Here is a 15,536-nt window from a genome sequence, read left to right as displayed (position 1 = left end):
TCTCCTTCGAGCGTTTCGGATGATCTAGCTCGCGTCGCGCAGAACGTCCAGAAAGGCGGGGCCAAAGCGTTCGGCGCGTTTGTCGCCCAAGAGCCGTTCAATGGCAGAATGATCGGCGCTGCGCAGTTGCGCCACCTTTGCCAGCATCGCCGCAGAGCAGCTCAGCGGCTTCTCGGTGCCCTGCTCGCCCCGCGCCAGATCGGCCTGCACCTGCAAAAGTTGGTCATAGACATTGCCCGCTTCACGCCCCGCGAGCTTGCGCCGGGCCTTATGCATCGGCTGTGCCTCGCCGTTGATGACTTCAAGAAAGGCCGCGCCGTAGTTCTCAAGCTTTTTCGCGCCGACCCCGCCGATGCGCGCCATCGCATCAAGGTTTTGCGGTCGCGCCTCGGCCATCTCGATCAGGGTGCGGTCGGTGAAGATGATATAGGCAGGCACGCGCGCCGCCTCGGCCAATGCGCGGCGCTTGGCCTTAAGCGCCGACAGCAGCGGCGCATCTTCATCGCTGACCATCGCCTTAACCGCTGGCCGCCGAATGGCCCCCGCCGCCTTGATCGTGTCGCGGCGCAGGTTGATTGACGCCTCACCGCGCAGGATCGGCAGGGCGGCATCGGTCATGCGCAGCGCGCCGTGGCGTTCGGCATCGGGGCGCACGAGGTCGTGCCCCATCATTTGCCGGAACACTGCCTGCCATTCGTTGCGGCTGTATTCGCCGCCCACGCCGTAGGTCGGCAAAGATTGATGTCCGCGCTGGCGGACCTTGTCGGTCTCGTTGCCCAAAAGGATGTCGATCAGATGACCCGCGCCGAACCATTCGTCAGTGCGCAACATCGCCGAAAGCGCCTTGCGTACCGCCGTGGTGCCGTCGAACACATCCGCAGGACTGTCGCAGAGGTCGCAGCGTCCGCAGGTAATCTCAGTCTCATCGAAATAGCCCAGCAGGGTTTTGCGACGACATTCCAGCGCTTCGGCCAACCCCAGCAGCGCGTTCAACCGCCCATGATCCGCCGCGCGGCGTTCGGGCGGGGCGAGACCTTCGTCGATCTGGGAGCGGCGCAGGCGGATGTCATCGGGGCCAAAAAGCGTCAGCGTTTCCGCCGGGGCACCATCGCGCCCGGCGCGGCCGATTTCCTGATAATAGGCCTCTATCGACTTGGGCAGATCTGCATGGGCGACCCAGCGGATGTCGGGCTTGTCGATCCCCATGCCAAAGGCCACCGTGGCGCAGACGATCAATCCGTCTTCCTGCTGAAACCGCCGCTCGGCGATGCGGCGGTCTTCGGCCTCCATCCCGCCGTGGTAATGCAGCGCCATTTGCCCTTGATCACGCAGCGCTTTGGCCAGCCCTTCGGTCTTCGCCCGCGTGCCGCAATAGACGATGCCGGACTGCCCCTTGCGGGCGGCGGCGAAGTTCAGGATCTGATCGCGTGGTTTGTTCTTGGCGGCAAAGGCGAGGTGGATGTTGGGCCGGTCAAAGCCGCGCAGAAAGGCGCGCGGCGGGGTGCCGTCGAACAGCTTCTCGACGATCTCAACCTGCGTTTCAGCGTCTGCCGTGGCGGTGAAGGCGGCCAGCGGCACGTTCAGCGTGCGGCGCAATTCACCGATGCGCAGGTAATCGGGGCGGAAATCATGGCCCCATTGGCTGACGCAATGCGCCTCGTCCACGGCGATCAGATTGACGCCGACGCGCCGCAACATGCCCATGGCCGAGCCCGCGGCGAGCCGTTCAGGGGCCATATAGAGCAGTTTGAGGGTGCCCGCCTCCAGCGCCTCCCAAACTGCGTCGGTCTCCTCAGGCGTGTTGCCGGAGGTCAGCGCGCCTGCCGCGACGCCCGCCTCTTGCAGGCTACGCACCTGATCGCGCATCAGCGCAATGAGCGGGCTGATGACCACGGTCACCCCCTCGCGCATCAGCGCAGGCAGTTGGAAACATAAGGACTTGCCGCCGCCCGTGGGCATGATGGCGAGCACGTTCTCGCCCTCAGTGACCGCCTCAACGATCTCTTGCTGGCCGGGGCGGAACCCGTCAAAACCGAATACATCACGAAGAAGCGTGGCAGCGCCTGTCATGGGGAACCTGTAAGATTGTCTGCTCTTTTCATGCAGACTCCCACACTAACAAATCGTGAACAAGGCCAGATAGGCGCGATAGAAGCGCACGGGGCCGATCTCAGCAGTGTCAGTAGAAGGCCGCCGCGTTGTTGGTCAGCACGATCCGCGCAACGGCCACGGCGATCAGCACGATCAGTGGTGCCAGATCCAACCCGCCCATTGACGGAACGACATTGCGCACGCGGCTATAGACCGGCTCAAGAATGCGGTTCAGCCCGTCCCAGATTTGCGCGACCAGCGGCTGGCGCAGGTTCAGGACTTGGAAGTTGATCAACCAAGACATGATGACATGGGCGATGACGATGAACCAAACGATGTTCAAAAGCAGCATCAGGATTTGGAACAGTGACGTCATGGAATATCCCCTTGGTTTGACGAAAGACAGTTAAGCGCCCTGCCATCAAAGGGCAAGAGTGCCGCGACGTATATGCTTGACCGCGCGGGCCTTCCGCCGCAGATCCGCGTCACTATCAAAAAGGAAAGTCTCATGTTCCCGATCGTCCGCATGGCCAAAGACGTCATCGTCGCCGCGCGGCAGGCGCCGCTGGAAAATCTGACCGATACCCATGTCAGCCACCACATCTGCTGGCCGCATGATCTGGACATCTGGATGGAGTTGAACAACGGGCGGGCGCTGTCGCTCTATGATCTGGGCCGCACTGCCATGGCGCAACGCGCCGGGCTGATCACGCTGCTGCGGCAGAACAAATGGGCGATCACGATTGCAGGCTCCAGCACCCGGTTTCGCCGCCGCATCCGCATGTTTGAGAAGTTCGAGATGCGCAGCCGGACGCTGTGTTGGGACGACAAGTTCATCTATCTGGAGCAGTCCATGTGGAAGAAAGACGGCGAATGCGCGAGCCATGTGCTCTATCGCTCTGCCGTCACAGATAAAAAGGGGCTGATCCCACCCGAAAAGGTGCTGGGTGCGATGGGACGCCAACAGCCCTCACCCGCGATGCCGAGTTGGGTGGCGGAATGGATCCGCGCCGACAGTCATCGCCCTTGGCCACCGATGCAGGAGGGCACCCCTGCACCTGAGGCAACGCAAAGCCGCACCGCCTAACCGGACCGTCCATCAAACCCTTAGGTTGCATTCCTACTGACGCTTGCGCCTTGCCGCGCGCCCTGCTCTAACTTCAACCGAAGCAGGTCGCGAAGGGACGCATTATGGCAGAGATCACGCGGCGCAAGCGCATCTGGGGTTGGTACTTCTTTGACTGGGCTAGCCAGCCCTACAACACCCTACTGCTCACCTTCATTTTCGGCCCCTATTTCGCGCAGACCGCGACTAATGCGCTGGTCGAAGGCGGGATGGATCTCAGCGCCGCCAAAGCACAGGCGCAGGCTTATTGGGGGTATGGTCTGGCGCTTGCTGGCATCGCGATTGCGATCTTGGCCCCGATCCTTGGCGCGGTGGCGGATTCCTCAGGACGGCGGATGCCGTGGATTTGGATTTTCTCGGTCATGTATGTGGTCGGTGCAGCCGCGCTGTGGTGGACCGCCCCGGCGGATTTCTCGATGCTTTGGGCGCTGTTTTTCTTCGGCATTGGCCTGATCGGGATGGAGTTTGCCACGATCTTTACCAACGCCTATCTGCCCGAGCTTCATCCCGATGCGGATGAGCGCGGTCGCATCTCTGGCGATGGCTGGGCCTTTGGCTATGCGGGCGGGGTGCTTGCGCTGATTGCGATGATCGCCCTTTTTCAGAGCGGCGAGAATGGGCGCACCATGGCCGGGCTTTCGCCGCTGTTCGGGCTGGACCCATCCACAAAGGCCGACACCCGCATCGTCGGCCCACTGGCGGCGATCTGGTATGCTGTTTTTATGATCCCCTTCTTTCTTTTCATCCGCGATACGCCGAAACCCGGTGCTGTGCGCTACCGCATTGGCGCGGGTCTGTCGGATCTGGCACGTACCCTGCGCGGCTTGCCAAAGCATCCCTCATTGCTGGCGTATCTCGGCTCGTCGATGTTCTACCGGGATGCGCTAAACGGGATGTACACTTTCGGCGGGGTCTATGCGCTTGGCGTGCTGGATTGGTCGATCCAAGAGATCGGCATCTTTGGCATTCTCGCCGCCATCTCTGGCGCGGTGTTCTGTGTGCTGGGCGGACGGATCGACCGGCGCATTGGCCCAATGCCGGTGATCGTGGCCTGCTGTGTCATCCTTATCGCGACCGCCTGCCTGATCATCTCGCTGGGGCCGAATTCTGTCATGGGCGTTTCTTTGCCTGAGGTGTCTGCCCTGCCCGATATCCTGTTCTACGTCGCTGGTGCATCCATCGGCGCGGCGGGCGGTGCGCTGCAGGCATCTTCGCGTAACATGCTGACACGACAAGGAAACCCCGAGCGGATGACTGAGGCTTTCGGCCTCTATGCGCTATCGGGCAAAGCGACCTCGTTCCTCGCTCCGGCGCTGATTGGGATCACAAGTGACCTAACCGGCAGTCAACGGCTCGGCATCACCCCCGTTGTGGGGCTTTTCATTATCGGATTGATCCTGTTAGCGTGGGTCAAACCCAAGGGAGATTTCGCCACATGACGCTGCTTCGCACCCTCACCTCCGTGGCGCTGGCCTTTGCGCTCGCCTCCTGCGGCGGCGACCGGACTGAAACCGACATCAGCGGTGAGAAAGTCGCCCTGCCGACCATCGGTTCTTCGGGCGGCGCGCTAAGCAGCGTTGAGGCCAAACGCCTTTTCGGGGCCAAGAATTTCGCCTCTGCGCAGACGCCTGCAGCCTATGGCAGCTATTCCAAAGGCTGCCTTGCCGGGGCCGAGCAACTGCCTGAGACCGGGCCAACATGGCAAGCCATGCGCCTGTCGCGCAACCGCAACTGGGCGCATCCCGAAATGGTCGATATGGTCAAACAGCTCAGCCGCAAGGCGGCGCAGCAGCCGGGCTGGGCAGGCATCTATGTCGGTGACATGAGCCAATCGCGCGGTGGTCCGATGCTCACCGGCCACGCCAGTCACCAGATCGGCTTGGATGCCGACATCTGGATGCTGCCGCCGAAGTCGCTGAACCTTAGCCGGGCGCAGCGAGAGAACATCTCGTCAATCTCCATGCGGCGCGCCAGTGGGGCTTATGTGAATTCGTCGTGGACCCCGGCGCATCATGAGGTCGTCAAGGCCGCTGCCCAAGACCCCCGCACCGCGCGTATTTTCGTCTTCCCCGGGGCCAAGGTGCAGATGTGTGCGGACGAGAAGGGCGACCGCAGCTATCTGCGCAAAATCCGGCCTTGGTACGGGCACCACTACCATTTCCACGTCCGCATCGCCTGCCCAACAGGCGCGCGCGGCTGCGTGGATCAAGCCCCGCCCCCACCCGGTGACGGCTGCGCGGATGCGCGCCAGTGGCAAGCGAATATCCTGAACCCGCCAAAGGCCGATCCGAACGCGCCCAAGACCACCCCCAAGCCCAAGCGCGAACTGCTGCTTGCGGACCTGCCTGCACAATGCAACGCCGTCTTGAACGCAAACTGATCCGCGCCTGCCTTCCGTTCTTCCTGCTGATTGCCTGCGTGGCCCCCGCCGCGCAGACAACACCGGTGGTACAGGTGGACAGCGTACTAACATGGCACGACCCGGCCCCATGGTTCGGTGGGTTTTCGGGTGTTGAGGTAAACGCCGATGGCACACGCCTGACAGCAGTGTCGGATCGCGGGCGCATTGTGCAGGCCCGCATGGTCCGCGAGGAGGGCCGTCTGGTGGCCCTTGAGCTTGAGGAGAACGCCCCCCTCAACGGGGCCGATGGAAAAGCCCTGCGCGGCAAGATGCGCGATGCAGAAGCGCTTGCACGGGATCACACTGGGCAGCTTTACGTCTCCTTCGAGCATAGCCACCACGTGGCCCGGCTTGACCTTGAAAGCGGGGTCACCACCCCCCTACCTAAACACAAAGATTTCGCAGGGTTCGAGCCGAACTCGGGGATGGAGACATTGGCCGCCCACCCCGATGGGCGTCTCTTTACCATGCCGGAAAGCTCCGGTGCCGAAGACCGCCCCTTCCCGCTTTATGCCTTTAACGGCAAAGCATGGTCGATTGTCGGAGAGATTCCGCGCCGTGGGCCGTTCCTGCCTGTCGATGCAGACTTTGCCGATGATGGCACGCTCTATCTATTGGAGCGCACGGTGACCCCGCTGGGCTTTCGCAGCCGCATCCGCAGTTTCGATTTGACTGCGCCGCACCTCGGAGAGGTGACGTTGCTTACCTCTGGGCCCAGCCAATATGACAACCTCGAAGCGCTCAGCACATGGCAAGACGCGCAGGGGCAAACCCGACTTACCCTTCTGTCAGACGACAATTTCTTCATCATGCAGCGAAATGAGGTCGTTGAGCTGATCCTTGCCAAACCGGGTTCTGAGGACTAAAGCCGTCCCGTCTGCGATCCCCGCAGGCCAAGTCGCCGCACCCTTGCACAAAACGGTTCATACATGACACGCACCTATCTCCCCGGCATCCTTGCCATGGCCGCCATCGTCGTGGCCTCGAATATCCTTGTTCAGTTCCTCTTTGGCCAATGGCTGACCTGGGGTGCTTTTACCTATCCTCTCGCCTTCCTTGTCACCGATGTGATGAACCGCCTTTACGGTGCCTCCGCCGCGCGCCGGGTTGTGCTGGTGGGGTTTGTCGTCGGCTTGATCTGCTCGCTGATTGGCACCCAGATTATGGGCGAGTTTGGCCCGCTGGTCACGATCCGTATCGCTGTGGCATCGGGTGTGGCCTTCCTCGTGGCGCAGCTGCTTGATGTGACGATCTTTAACCGCTTCCGCGACGGTGCATGGTGGCGCGCGCCTTTGGTTAGCACGCTGATCAGCAGCGCGATTGACACGGCGCTGTTCTTCTCCATCGCCTTTTCGGCCAGCCTATCGTTCATCCATACGGCCACCGATGTCGCTTGGGCGGGCGAAGTGCTGCCCCTGCTAGGGGCCGGCCCCCTCGCGCCGCTCTGGGTCTCGCTTGCGGTGGCGGATTGGTCGGTGAAACTGGCCATCGCACTCGTTGCGCTGATCCCCTTCCGGCTGCTCACTGCCCGGCTGGCGACCCGCCCCTGACACCAAAGCAAGGGGTGAATGCCCCTTGCCGCCGCACCTCCAAAAAAACGCTTTGCGAATTTCAAAACCTGTGCAACGCTCAGGGTGAGTTCAACAATCAAAAGGAGGTGATCCAGTGTCTAGAAAGGTATTGGAGCGAGGTGTCGGAACAGCCAGTGAGGTTTCCTGCTAGGGCAGCCCCTAGCAACGCAACCACCTGGTGGACATCGGTCTAACCGATCCCCCTCCTGAAACCATTCGATTGGGCCGTTCCGCAAGGGGCGGCCCATTTCGTATTCCCCCTTCACCCCCACGGCCCAGACTGGCATGTTGCCGGGCAAGGAGAGCCCATGCTGCACATCAACGATAACATCGCCATTCATGACTGGGAGCTGACCGAAAGCTTCATGCGCGCCTCCGGTCCCGGCGGGCAGAACGTGAACAAGGTCTCTTCGGCGGTCGAATTGCGGTTTGAGGCCGCGACATCGCCGTCGCTGGCTCAGCCGGTCAAGAACCGCCTGCGCCGTCTGGCCGGGCGGCGCTGGACCACCGAAGGCGCGCTGGTATTGCAATGTGATGAAACCCGCAGTCAGGCGCGCAACCGCGAGTTGGTGCGCGAGCGGTTGGCCGAGTTGATCCGCACCGCCTTAACCCCACCGAAACGCCGCATCGCCACCCGCCCGACGCTGGGCTCAAAGAAACGCCGCCTCAAGGCCAAAAAGGTGCGCGGCGAGGTCAAAGCGATGCGTGGCAAGGTTGACCCGAATACCTGAGCCTTAACTCCGCCGCAGCAAATAGATGTCCATGATCCAGCCATGCGCCGCCCGCGCCGCTGCGCGTGTGGCGATAATGTCTTCGGTGACGTCAGCCAACGGGCCATGGCGGATGATCTCTTCGGTCATGCCGACATAGGCTCCCCACCAGATCTCCACCCCCGCTGGCTCCACCGTCTGAAAGGCGCAGTCACCATCAAGCATGATCACCAGCGTATCGACCCCTTCGGGCCAACCGTGATCGCGCAACTGCCGCCCGGTTGTGACCATGAAGGGCGCGCCGATTTCATTGAGCGGGATCGCATGAGCCGCGGTCAGACCCTGCAGCGAGGTAATGCCGGGGATCACGGCCATGCGCGGTGCAGGATCCAGCCGCGCGGCGATGCGCAGGGTGCTGTCATAAAGCGACGGATCGCCCCAGACCAACAGCGCCATACGCCGCGCCGTCGGGTGCTGTGCCATTGCCGCGCGCCATGCATCTGCAATCGCGTCATGCCAATGGTCCACGCGGGCGCGGTAATCCTCAATCGCGGGGTCGCGCACGGGCAGGTCGAAACCGACGATCTGCACCGCCTTATTGGTCAGCACTTCGTCGCAGATGCTGCGCCTTAGCCCCGCCAGATCATCCTTGCCTGCCCCCTTTTGCGGGATCAGGATCAGGTCTTGTGCATTCAGCGCCCGGATCGCCTGTAGCGTCAGATGCTCAGGGTTGCCGGTGCCGATGCCGATCAATGTCAGTTCCAGATCGCTCATCCCGGTATCCTTGCGATTGCCTTCAAACGCAGCCCGCCGAGCACCCGCGCATCGGGGAATGTCCCATCGGCAGAGGCGGCATAGAGCGTCACAAAACGGCGCAGGTCATCCATGTCGGCTTCCGTGATCTCTCCGAACAGATAGGCCACCTTGCCCGGCGCGCGAAAGGCCACCGTCTGCGTCCGTGCGCAGCCTGACATACAGTCGATGCCCTCAACCACCACATCAGGCAATCCAGCGCGGACCACGTCCAGAAAGCCGCCATCGTCGGTGCAAGAGGTGCAAACGAAGACTTTCACGCCTCAAACTCTGCCAACGGCCCGTAGAAGATCAACGCGGGCGTGGTGCTGCTGGCGCTCTCCAGATGGCGCGCCAGAGTTTCGATGGTAAAGCGCTGCACCTTTTCCGCAGGGGTCGAAACCGCTTCGGCCAGCAACGCGGGCGTGGAGCCGGGCAACCCGTGTTCGATCAGCCGCGCGGCGAGGCCAGCAAAGGTGCGTTTGCCCATATAGACCACGGTGGTCGCCATCGGATCGGCCAAAGCGGCCATGTTCACGTCATGGGGCAACTCCCCGGTCACATCCGCGCCGGTGATGAACTGCACGCGCCGCGCAGTCATACGCCGGGTCAGGGGAATGCCCGCCGTCGCGGCGGCGGCTGAGGCGGCGGTCACGCCCGGCACGATCTCGAAAGGAATATCCGCTGCCCGCAGCGCGATGATCTCTTCTTCCAGCCGTCCGAACATGCCGCTGTCACCAGACTTCAACCGCACAACATTCAGCCCGGCCTGAGCATGATCGACCAGCACGCGGCTCACATGGTCTTGCTTGGGCGAAGCACGTCCGGCCCGTTTGCCGACGCCGATCAAGTCCGCATCGGGCCGCGCGTGTTCCAAGATCGGACCCGCGCTGAGGTCATCAAACAGCACCACATCAGCCGCCTGCAACCGCGCCACCGCTTTGACGGTCAGCAGTTCCGGATCGCCCGGACCGGAGGAAACGAAGGAAACGAAGCCCCCCATCACAGCGCCGCAATCATGTGAAAGAACGTCCCCGTGGCGCGACCGCCGCCCGCGAACTCACGCACCGAACCGGTCTCGGGCACCTCAAGATCATTGGCATCGGTGATGCGGGCCAGCGGTGCATCGGGTTCTGCAAGGATCGTGGCATAGTGGAACTCATGGCCGCGCAGCTCCGCCCGCGCGGAATGGCCGGGGATCGGCGCGTTAAGATCGGCCTGACGGTAGCCCAGATGCATCTTGCGCTTGGCGAAAGAGGTCTCCAACCCCAAAAGCCCCGCCATTTCGTGCCGCGTGCCTTCTTTGTCGATGATGCCCGCACCCATCGCCATATAGCCCCCGCATTCGCCATGCACGGGGCGCGTCTCGGCGAAGTCGCGCAGCCCCTTGCGGAAATGTACAGCGGCGGCAAGCTTGCCTGCATGGAGTTCAGGGTAGCCGCCCGGCAGCCAGCAGCAGTCGGCGCTGTCGTCCGGGGCTTCATCGGCCAGCGGGGAAAAGGGCAGAATCTCAGCCCCCGCCGCGCGCCAGCCGGCCAAAAGATGCGGATAGACGAAGGCAAAGGCGTTGTCTTGCGCCAGCGCAATGCACTGTCCGGGCGGGGTAATCTTTGCGGGCGCGGGCGGGTTCTGCAAGGTACCCCGCGCGGCGGCCCGAAGCGCGGGGATATCGACATGCGCGGCCACGAAAGCCGCTGCCTGCCCCAACAGTTCAGGCAGGTTTTCCTGCTCTCCGGCCTGCACCAACCCAAGGTGCCGCTCTGGCATTTCGATCTCGACCCGGCGTGGGAGCGCGCCGAAAACCTCAATGCCCACAGCCTCCATCCCCGCGCGGACCAAGGTCTCATGCCGGGGGGAGGCAACGCGGTTCAGCACCACGCCTGCCAGCGTCACATCGGGCCGCATCTCGCGAAAGCCAAGCGCCGTGGCCGCCACCGATTGCGCCGCACCCGACACGTCGAGCACCAGCACCACCGGCCACCCCATCAGCGCCGCGACATCCGCGCTCGCGCCATTGCCACAGGCGCCCGGCTTGGCCACACCGTCAAACAGCCCCATCGACCCTTCGCCAAGGATCAATTCAGCCCCATCGGCATTGCCGACCAGCCCTTCGATCCGCGCGCGGTCCATCGACCAACTGTCGAGGTTGAATGACGCCCGCCCCGATGCCGCCGTGTGAAAGGCCGGATCGATGTAATCCGGGCCGCTCTTGAACGGTTGCACCGCGACACCCTCAGCGCGCAACGCGGCCAGCAGGCCCAGCATCAGGGTCGTTTTGCCGGTGCCGGATGCGGGGGCGGAGATCAGCAGGCCGGGGGGGATCATGAGGAGGTCTCCGGGAAACGCGGCTCGGCTCCGACGGGGCGGAAGCGGCGGTCATAATTAGCGGCATAAAGGCGGCTTTCACCGAAATCCTCAGCACCAAGGGCATGGCCCACGAGGATCAGCGCGGTGCGCGCCATCTCTTCGCCGACTTCGGTGCGCAGGGTTGAAAGCGTCGCTTTGACGATGCGTTGATCGGGCCAGCTTGCGCGCCAGACCACGGCGACCGGGCAATCGGCACCGTAATGCGGGGTCAGGTCTTCGACGACCTTATCGAGCACATGCACCGACAGATGAATGGCCAGCGTCGCGCCAGTGCGGGCGAAATTAGCCAGCGTCTCGCCTTCGGGCATCGCGGTGGCGCGTCCCGAGGTGCGGGTGAGGATCACCGATTGCGCCACGCCCGGCAGGGTCAATTCGGCCCCCAACTCGGCAGCGGCGGCAGCAAAGGACGGCACCCCCGGCGTCACGTCATAGGCGATGCCCATCTCGCGCAGGCGGCGCAGCTGTTCGCCCATCGCCGACCAGACCGACAGATCGCCCGAATGCAATCGCGCCACGTCGTGCCCTGCGGCATCGGCGGCGGCGATCTCTTCCATGATATCATCCAGCGACAGACGCGCCGTGTTGACGATGCGCGCGCCCTCGGGGCAATGGCTCAGCAGCGCTTCGGGCACCAGCGATCCGGCATAGAGGCAGACCGGGCAGGCCGCGATCAGGTCGCGCCCGCGCAGGGTAATAAGGTCCGCCGCCCCCGGGCCCGCTCCGATAAAATGTACAGTCACGGTGTTTTTCCTTTCGTCTCGGCAATCGCCGCTGTGGCCATGGCATCGCCTGAAACGACGCGCTCGGCAACCAATACGGCCCCCGGCCCGGCCGCGGCCAATGCGGCGGCTTCGGAAAGCGACCCGGTGCCAAAGCGGTCTTCGATCCGGGCCGATTGTGTTGGTGTGATCATGCGGGCTAAATCCTCGGTGGTGATGCCAAGCCCCGGCACGCCGAGTTCTTGGGCAAAGTCGCGAAACACGGTCGCGCGGGCCTTTGCCGCTTCGGTCACCAGCGCGTCGATCTTGAGGCCATCGGGGTTTGCCCGCGCCAATGCATCGCGCAATGACGCCACGCTTGCCGCGCCCCGAAATCCGATCCCGGCCATCCTCATAGTGTCACGCTCCATTGTACCACGGGCCGCAGCGGCTGCCAGCCGCGCATCCGGCCCAAAGGTGCAGCCTGCGCCAGTTCGATCCGCAAAAGACTGCCCCCATGCGCCGCGTGAAGCTGCGCCAAAAGCGCCTCGGTTTCCAGCGTCACCCCATTGGCGACCAGCCGCGTGCCCGCTGGTAACGCAGGCAGCAGGGCATCGTAAAGTGCCACATTGCCGCCGCCGCCGACGAAGACAACGTCAGGCACAGGATGTCCCGCCCAGACCTCCGGCGCGCGGCCATGGGCGGCCTGCATCCGAGCGGGCAGGCCGAAATCTGCGATGTTGCGGGTGATATTCTCCACCCGCGCGGCGTGTTGTTCAAAGGCGATGGCGTGACCGCCCGCAAGACAGAACTCGACCGAGACCGAGCCGCTGCCTGCGCCGATGTCCCACAGCAGGTCTCCGGGCCGGGGGGCGAGGGCCGAAAGCGTCAGCGCCCGCACTGGCGCTTTGGTGATTTGCCCGTCGCTCGCAAAGCAATCATCCGGCAGGCCGGGGGCGCGCGGCAGGCCAATGCCTTCGGGCAGGTCCACGCCAACAGCCACGGGGGCTTGCACATCCGTCAGATCAAACCCATCGGCCTGCACCGCGCGCAGCCGCGCATCGGGGCCGCCAAGCCGTTCGGCCACATGCATTTGCGCCGTACCTGCGCCCTGTCCGCAGAGAAACTCCGCCAGTGCTGCAGGCGCGTCCCCATCACGTAGCAAGCAGATCATCCGCCCCTTGGGACGCAACACACCGCGCAATTGCGCCAGCGGTGCCGCGTGTAGCCCGTGGCACGAGACTTCCTCAAGCCGCCAGCCAAGCGCATTGGCCACCAGCGAGAAGGTCGAGGGCGCGGGCAGACTGCGCCATTCGCTCGGGTCCAGCGCACCGACGATGCTGCCGCCCGCGCCAAACCAAAAGGGATCGCCCGAGACCAGCATCGCCACCCGCCTACCCCGCTCGGCCAGCACAGGCTCAACCGAGAAAGGCACCGGCCAAGCCCGCCCGCGCGTGCCCGCCGCTGCCCGCGCTAGATGACGCGGCCCACCAAAGATTACCTCAGCGTAAGCCAGTGCTGCATGGCTTGCCGGGGGCAAGGCATCCGCGCTATCGTCGGGCATTCCGATGATGCTGAGCCAAGGGTCACCCATTATGCGCGTCCTTCTTTTGGGTGGCACCACCGAAGCCAGCGCCCTGGCGCGTGCCTTGGTCAAAGCCGAGATCGACGCAGTGTTTTCCTATGCCGGGCGCACCGATAAGCCCGTGGCCCAGCCCCTGCCCACCCGCGTCGGCGGCTTTGGCGGCGTGGCCGGGCTGGTGGCGTACCTTAATGCCGAGGCAATCACCCATGTCATCGACGCCACCCATCCTTTTGCCGCAGGAATGAGCAACAACGCCTTTGTCGCCTGCGCCCGACAAGACCTGCCGCTGGTGCGGTTTGAGCGCCCCCCGTGGGAACCGCAGGAGGGGGACAACTGGACCTTCGTGCCTGACATCACAGATCTGCCCGCCGCCCTGCCCGGCAGCCCGGCGCGGGTGTTTCTGGCCATCGGGAAGCAGCAACTGGCGCTCTTCGCCGCAAAGCCGCAGCACCGCTACTTGCTGCGCCTCGTCGATCCGCCACGCGATCCGCTGCCGCTGCCCCGGGCAACGGTGGTGCTGGCGCGCGGACCCTTCGACGTGGCGGGAGATACCGCGCTGATGCAGACCCATGCGATCACCCATCTGGTCGCCAAAAACGCCGGTGGCAGCGGCGCGCGGGCCAAGCTGGATGCCGCCCGCGCGCTTGGCCTGCCGGTGATTTTGGCCGACCGGCCCGTTCTGCCGGGCGAGGTGGCCGCCAATGATGTGACCGAGGTGATGCATTGGCTACATCATACCGCGCTGCGCGGCGTATAGACATAGCGTCCGACCCGCCGCGTCGCGGAATTGCCGACGATCACCACAGTGCGCATATCCGCCATTTCAGGAGTCGCTTCGCCCAACGTCACGGTGTTGAACGCTTCTTCGGGTGTGGTCACGGCGCGGGCAAAGGTGATCAGCCGATCCGGCCCGCATTCGGCGCGCAGAATATCCAGCGCTTCGGCGAATTGATGCGGCCGCGACTTGCTGCGCGGGTTATAGAAGGCCATGGCGAAATCCGCCCGCGCGGCCATCCGCAGACGGTGTTCGACCATCGTCCACGGCTTGAGGTTATCGCTAAGGTTGATCGCACAGAAATCATGGCCCAAGGGCGCACCAAGCCGCGCTGCCGCCGCCAGCATCGCTGTGATACCGGGCAGCACGCGAATGTCGACACTCTCAAACGCCGGGTCACGCTCCACCGCCTCGAACACCGCCGAGGCCATGGCAAAGACGCCCGGATCGCCCGAAGACACCACCACCACCCGCGCGCCGGCCTGAGCCAATTGCAGCGCATGGGTCGCGCGGTCCAATTCCACCCGGTTGTCGCTGGGGTGCAGGGTCAACCCTTCGCGCGGGGCGACGCGGGCGACGTAAGGGATATAGCCGATGACATCGGTGGCCTGCGCCAGCGCCTCGGTCACCTCGGGCGTGACCAGCGCGTCGTCACCGGGGCCGAGGCCCGCGATATGAAGAATGCCGCTCATGTTTCCGCCTCCGGTCTGCGGCCTTGGCCATGCACCAAGACGATCGCGAAATAGGGGCAGTCGTCATCGGCCACGTCGGCAAGTTTCGCTACCCGCTGATCGGGCATGGTGCCCCGTTCCACCAGCCATGCATCGTTTAACTTGCCCGCCGCCGCCAACGCGCGGCGCACGGTTGGCAGGTTGCGGCCCGTCTTCATCACCACCAGCGCATCGGCGCGTTTCATATGTTCGGTCAATTCCGCTTCGGGCAGCGTACCCATCAGCACAGTCATCACGTCATCACCCCAAGTGAAAGGCGTATCCAGCGCGTTCCAGCAGCCCACCATGCCGGGGATCGCGGGCAGCACCTCAACTTCGGCGCGGCCCTGAAGCCGGGTGTGCAGATGCATGAATGAGCCGTAGAAGAAGGGATCGCCCTCACACAGCACGACCACCTCGTGATCTTGGGACAATTCCGCCAGCCGATCTGCCCATTCAGCATAGAAGGCGACCATCTGGGCGCGGTACTCGGGCGAATCGAACCGCAATTCCGTGGTGACGGGGTATTCCATCGCATATTCCACCACGTCGTCGCGCAGCATCCCCTCAACGATCCGGCGCGCTTGGCCCGCGCGGCCTTTCTTGCGGAAATACGCCAGATGCCGCGCGCCGCGAATGGCACGGTCGGATTTCACGCTCATCAGTTCCGGGTCGCCGGGGCCGAGGCCCGCGCAGATAACCTTGCCCAT

Annotated in this window: 18 protein-coding genes; 7 read left to right on the top strand and 11 right to left on the bottom strand. The window is 63.9% G+C overall.

Annotated elements, in window-relative coordinates; translation table 11 throughout:
- Positions 1 to 24 precede the first annotated feature (24 nt).
- Together recQ and WNY61_RS02075 are read right to left on the bottom strand one after the other, a co-directional pair.
- Positions 25 to 2,070 carry a DNA helicase RecQ gene (gene recQ / locus WNY61_RS02080; protein WP_342849791.1) on the bottom strand — a complete coding sequence of 682 codons (2,046 nt, stop codon included), beginning with the start codon at positions 2,068 to 2,070 and terminating at the stop codon, positions 25 to 27.
- Positions 2,071 to 2,179: 109 nt separating this feature from the next.
- Entirely contained in the window at positions 2,180 to 2,467 is a 288-nt protein-coding gene (locus WNY61_RS02075) for a YggT family protein (RefSeq protein ID WP_007118233.1), read from the bottom strand.
- 132 nt (positions 2,468 to 2,599) lie between these two features.
- On the opposite strand from WNY61_RS02075, the gene WNY61_RS02070 reads away from it, so the two are divergent.
- From WNY61_RS02070 to arfB, 6 genes are all read left to right on the top strand, one after another.
- Positions 2,600 to 3,178 carry an acyl-CoA thioesterase gene (locus tag WNY61_RS02070; protein ID WP_342849790.1) on the top strand — a complete coding sequence of 193 codons (579 nt, stop codon included), beginning with the start codon at positions 2,600 to 2,602 and terminating at the stop codon, positions 3,176 to 3,178.
- Positions 3,179 to 3,282: 104 nt separating this feature from the next.
- Complete coding sequence (locus tag WNY61_RS02065; RefSeq protein WP_342849788.1) at positions 3,283 to 4,656, top strand: MFS transporter; 1,374 nt, start codon at positions 3,283 to 3,285, stop codon at positions 4,654 to 4,656.
- The gene (gene mepA, locus WNY61_RS02060; protein WP_342849787.1) at positions 4,653 to 5,597 is read left to right on the top strand and encodes a penicillin-insensitive murein endopeptidase; all 945 of its coding nucleotides are present in this window, start codon (positions 4,653 to 4,655) and stop codon (positions 5,595 to 5,597) included. Before WNY61_RS02065 ends, mepA begins: the two co-directional genes overlap by 4 nt.
- Positions 5,570 to 6,484, top strand: a complete 915-nt coding sequence (locus WNY61_RS02055; protein WP_342849786.1) for an esterase-like activity of phytase family protein — start codon at positions 5,570 to 5,572, stop codon at positions 6,482 to 6,484. The genes mepA and WNY61_RS02055 overlap by 28 nt, the downstream gene beginning before the upstream one ends.
- A gap of 63 nt (positions 6,485 to 6,547) precedes the next feature.
- Positions 6,548 to 7,168, top strand: a complete 621-nt coding sequence (locus WNY61_RS02050; protein WP_342849785.1) for a queuosine precursor transporter — start codon at positions 6,548 to 6,550, stop codon at positions 7,166 to 7,168.
- Positions 7,169 to 7,497: 329 nt separating this feature from the next.
- Positions 7,498 to 7,920, top strand: a complete 423-nt coding sequence (arfB, locus tag WNY61_RS02045) for an alternative ribosome rescue aminoacyl-tRNA hydrolase ArfB (protein WP_342849784.1) — start codon at positions 7,498 to 7,500, stop codon at positions 7,918 to 7,920.
- A 3-nt stretch (positions 7,921 to 7,923) separates the two neighbouring features.
- Here the strand turns inward: arfB and cobF are convergent, their stop codons facing one another.
- Genes cobF through WNY61_RS02010 form a run of 7 tightly spaced genes read right to left on the bottom strand, consistent with a single transcriptional unit; the run spans position 7,924 to position 13,350 of the window.
- On the bottom strand, positions 7,924 to 8,673 hold the full coding sequence (cobF, locus tag WNY61_RS02040) for a precorrin-6A synthase (deacetylating) (RefSeq protein ID WP_342849783.1): 750 nt from the start codon (positions 8,671 to 8,673) through the stop codon (positions 7,924 to 7,926).
- Positions 8,670 to 8,972 (bottom strand): DUF1636 family protein, encoded by a 303-nt coding sequence (locus WNY61_RS02035; protein ID WP_342849782.1) that lies wholly within the window; start codon positions 8,970 to 8,972, stop codon positions 8,670 to 8,672. The genes cobF and WNY61_RS02035 overlap by 4 nt, the downstream gene beginning before the upstream one ends.
- A complete protein-coding gene (gene cobA, locus WNY61_RS02030) occupies positions 8,969 to 9,694 on the bottom strand; it encodes a uroporphyrinogen-III C-methyltransferase (protein ID WP_342849781.1) in 726 nt (241 codons plus the stop codon). Before cobA ends, WNY61_RS02035 begins: the two co-directional genes overlap by 4 nt.
- Complete coding sequence (locus WNY61_RS02025; RefSeq protein WP_342849780.1) at positions 9,694 to 11,016, bottom strand: cobyrinate a,c-diamide synthase; 1,323 nt, start codon at positions 11,014 to 11,016, stop codon at positions 9,694 to 9,696. Before WNY61_RS02025 ends, cobA begins: the two co-directional genes overlap by 1 nt.
- Complete coding sequence (gene cobM, locus WNY61_RS02020; protein WP_342849779.1) at positions 11,013 to 11,798, bottom strand: precorrin-4 C(11)-methyltransferase; 786 nt, start codon at positions 11,796 to 11,798, stop codon at positions 11,013 to 11,015. Before cobM ends, WNY61_RS02025 begins: the two co-directional genes overlap by 4 nt.
- A complete protein-coding gene (locus WNY61_RS02015; protein WP_007118245.1) occupies positions 11,795 to 12,172 on the bottom strand; it encodes a cobalamin biosynthesis protein in 378 nt (125 codons plus the stop codon). The genes cobM and WNY61_RS02015 overlap by 4 nt, the downstream gene beginning before the upstream one ends.
- On the bottom strand, positions 12,169 to 13,350 hold the full coding sequence (locus WNY61_RS02010; RefSeq protein WP_342849778.1) for an SAM-dependent methyltransferase: 1,182 nt from the start codon (positions 13,348 to 13,350) through the stop codon (positions 12,169 to 12,171). The genes WNY61_RS02015 and WNY61_RS02010 overlap by 4 nt, the downstream gene beginning before the upstream one ends.
- On the opposite strand from WNY61_RS02010, the gene WNY61_RS02005 reads away from it, so the two are divergent.
- On the top strand, positions 13,349 to 14,098 hold the full coding sequence (locus WNY61_RS02005; RefSeq protein WP_342849992.1) for a cobalt-precorrin-6A reductase: 750 nt from the start codon (positions 13,349 to 13,351) through the stop codon (positions 14,096 to 14,098). The two genes, WNY61_RS02010 and WNY61_RS02005, sit on opposite strands and share 2 nt — an antisense overlap.
- Here WNY61_RS02005 and cobJ read toward each other — a convergent pair.
- Positions 14,074 to 14,808 (bottom strand): precorrin-3B C(17)-methyltransferase, encoded by a 735-nt coding sequence (gene cobJ / locus WNY61_RS02000; protein WP_342849777.1) that lies wholly within the window; start codon positions 14,806 to 14,808, stop codon positions 14,074 to 14,076. The two genes, WNY61_RS02005 and cobJ, sit on opposite strands and share 25 nt — an antisense overlap.
- Positions 14,805 to 15,536: a precorrin-2 C(20)-methyltransferase gene (locus WNY61_RS01995; RefSeq protein WP_342849991.1), complete on the bottom strand. Its 732-nt coding sequence runs from the start codon at positions 15,534 to 15,536 to the stop codon at positions 14,805 to 14,807. The genes cobJ and WNY61_RS01995 overlap by 4 nt, the downstream gene beginning before the upstream one ends.

It is taken from the genome of Sulfitobacter sp. AS92 (assembly GCF_038900015.1).
In the GTDB taxonomy this organism is placed as follows: Bacteria; Pseudomonadota; Alphaproteobacteria; order Rhodobacterales; family Rhodobacteraceae; genus Sulfitobacter.
This window is presented reverse-complemented; position numbering and strand designations above follow the sequence as displayed.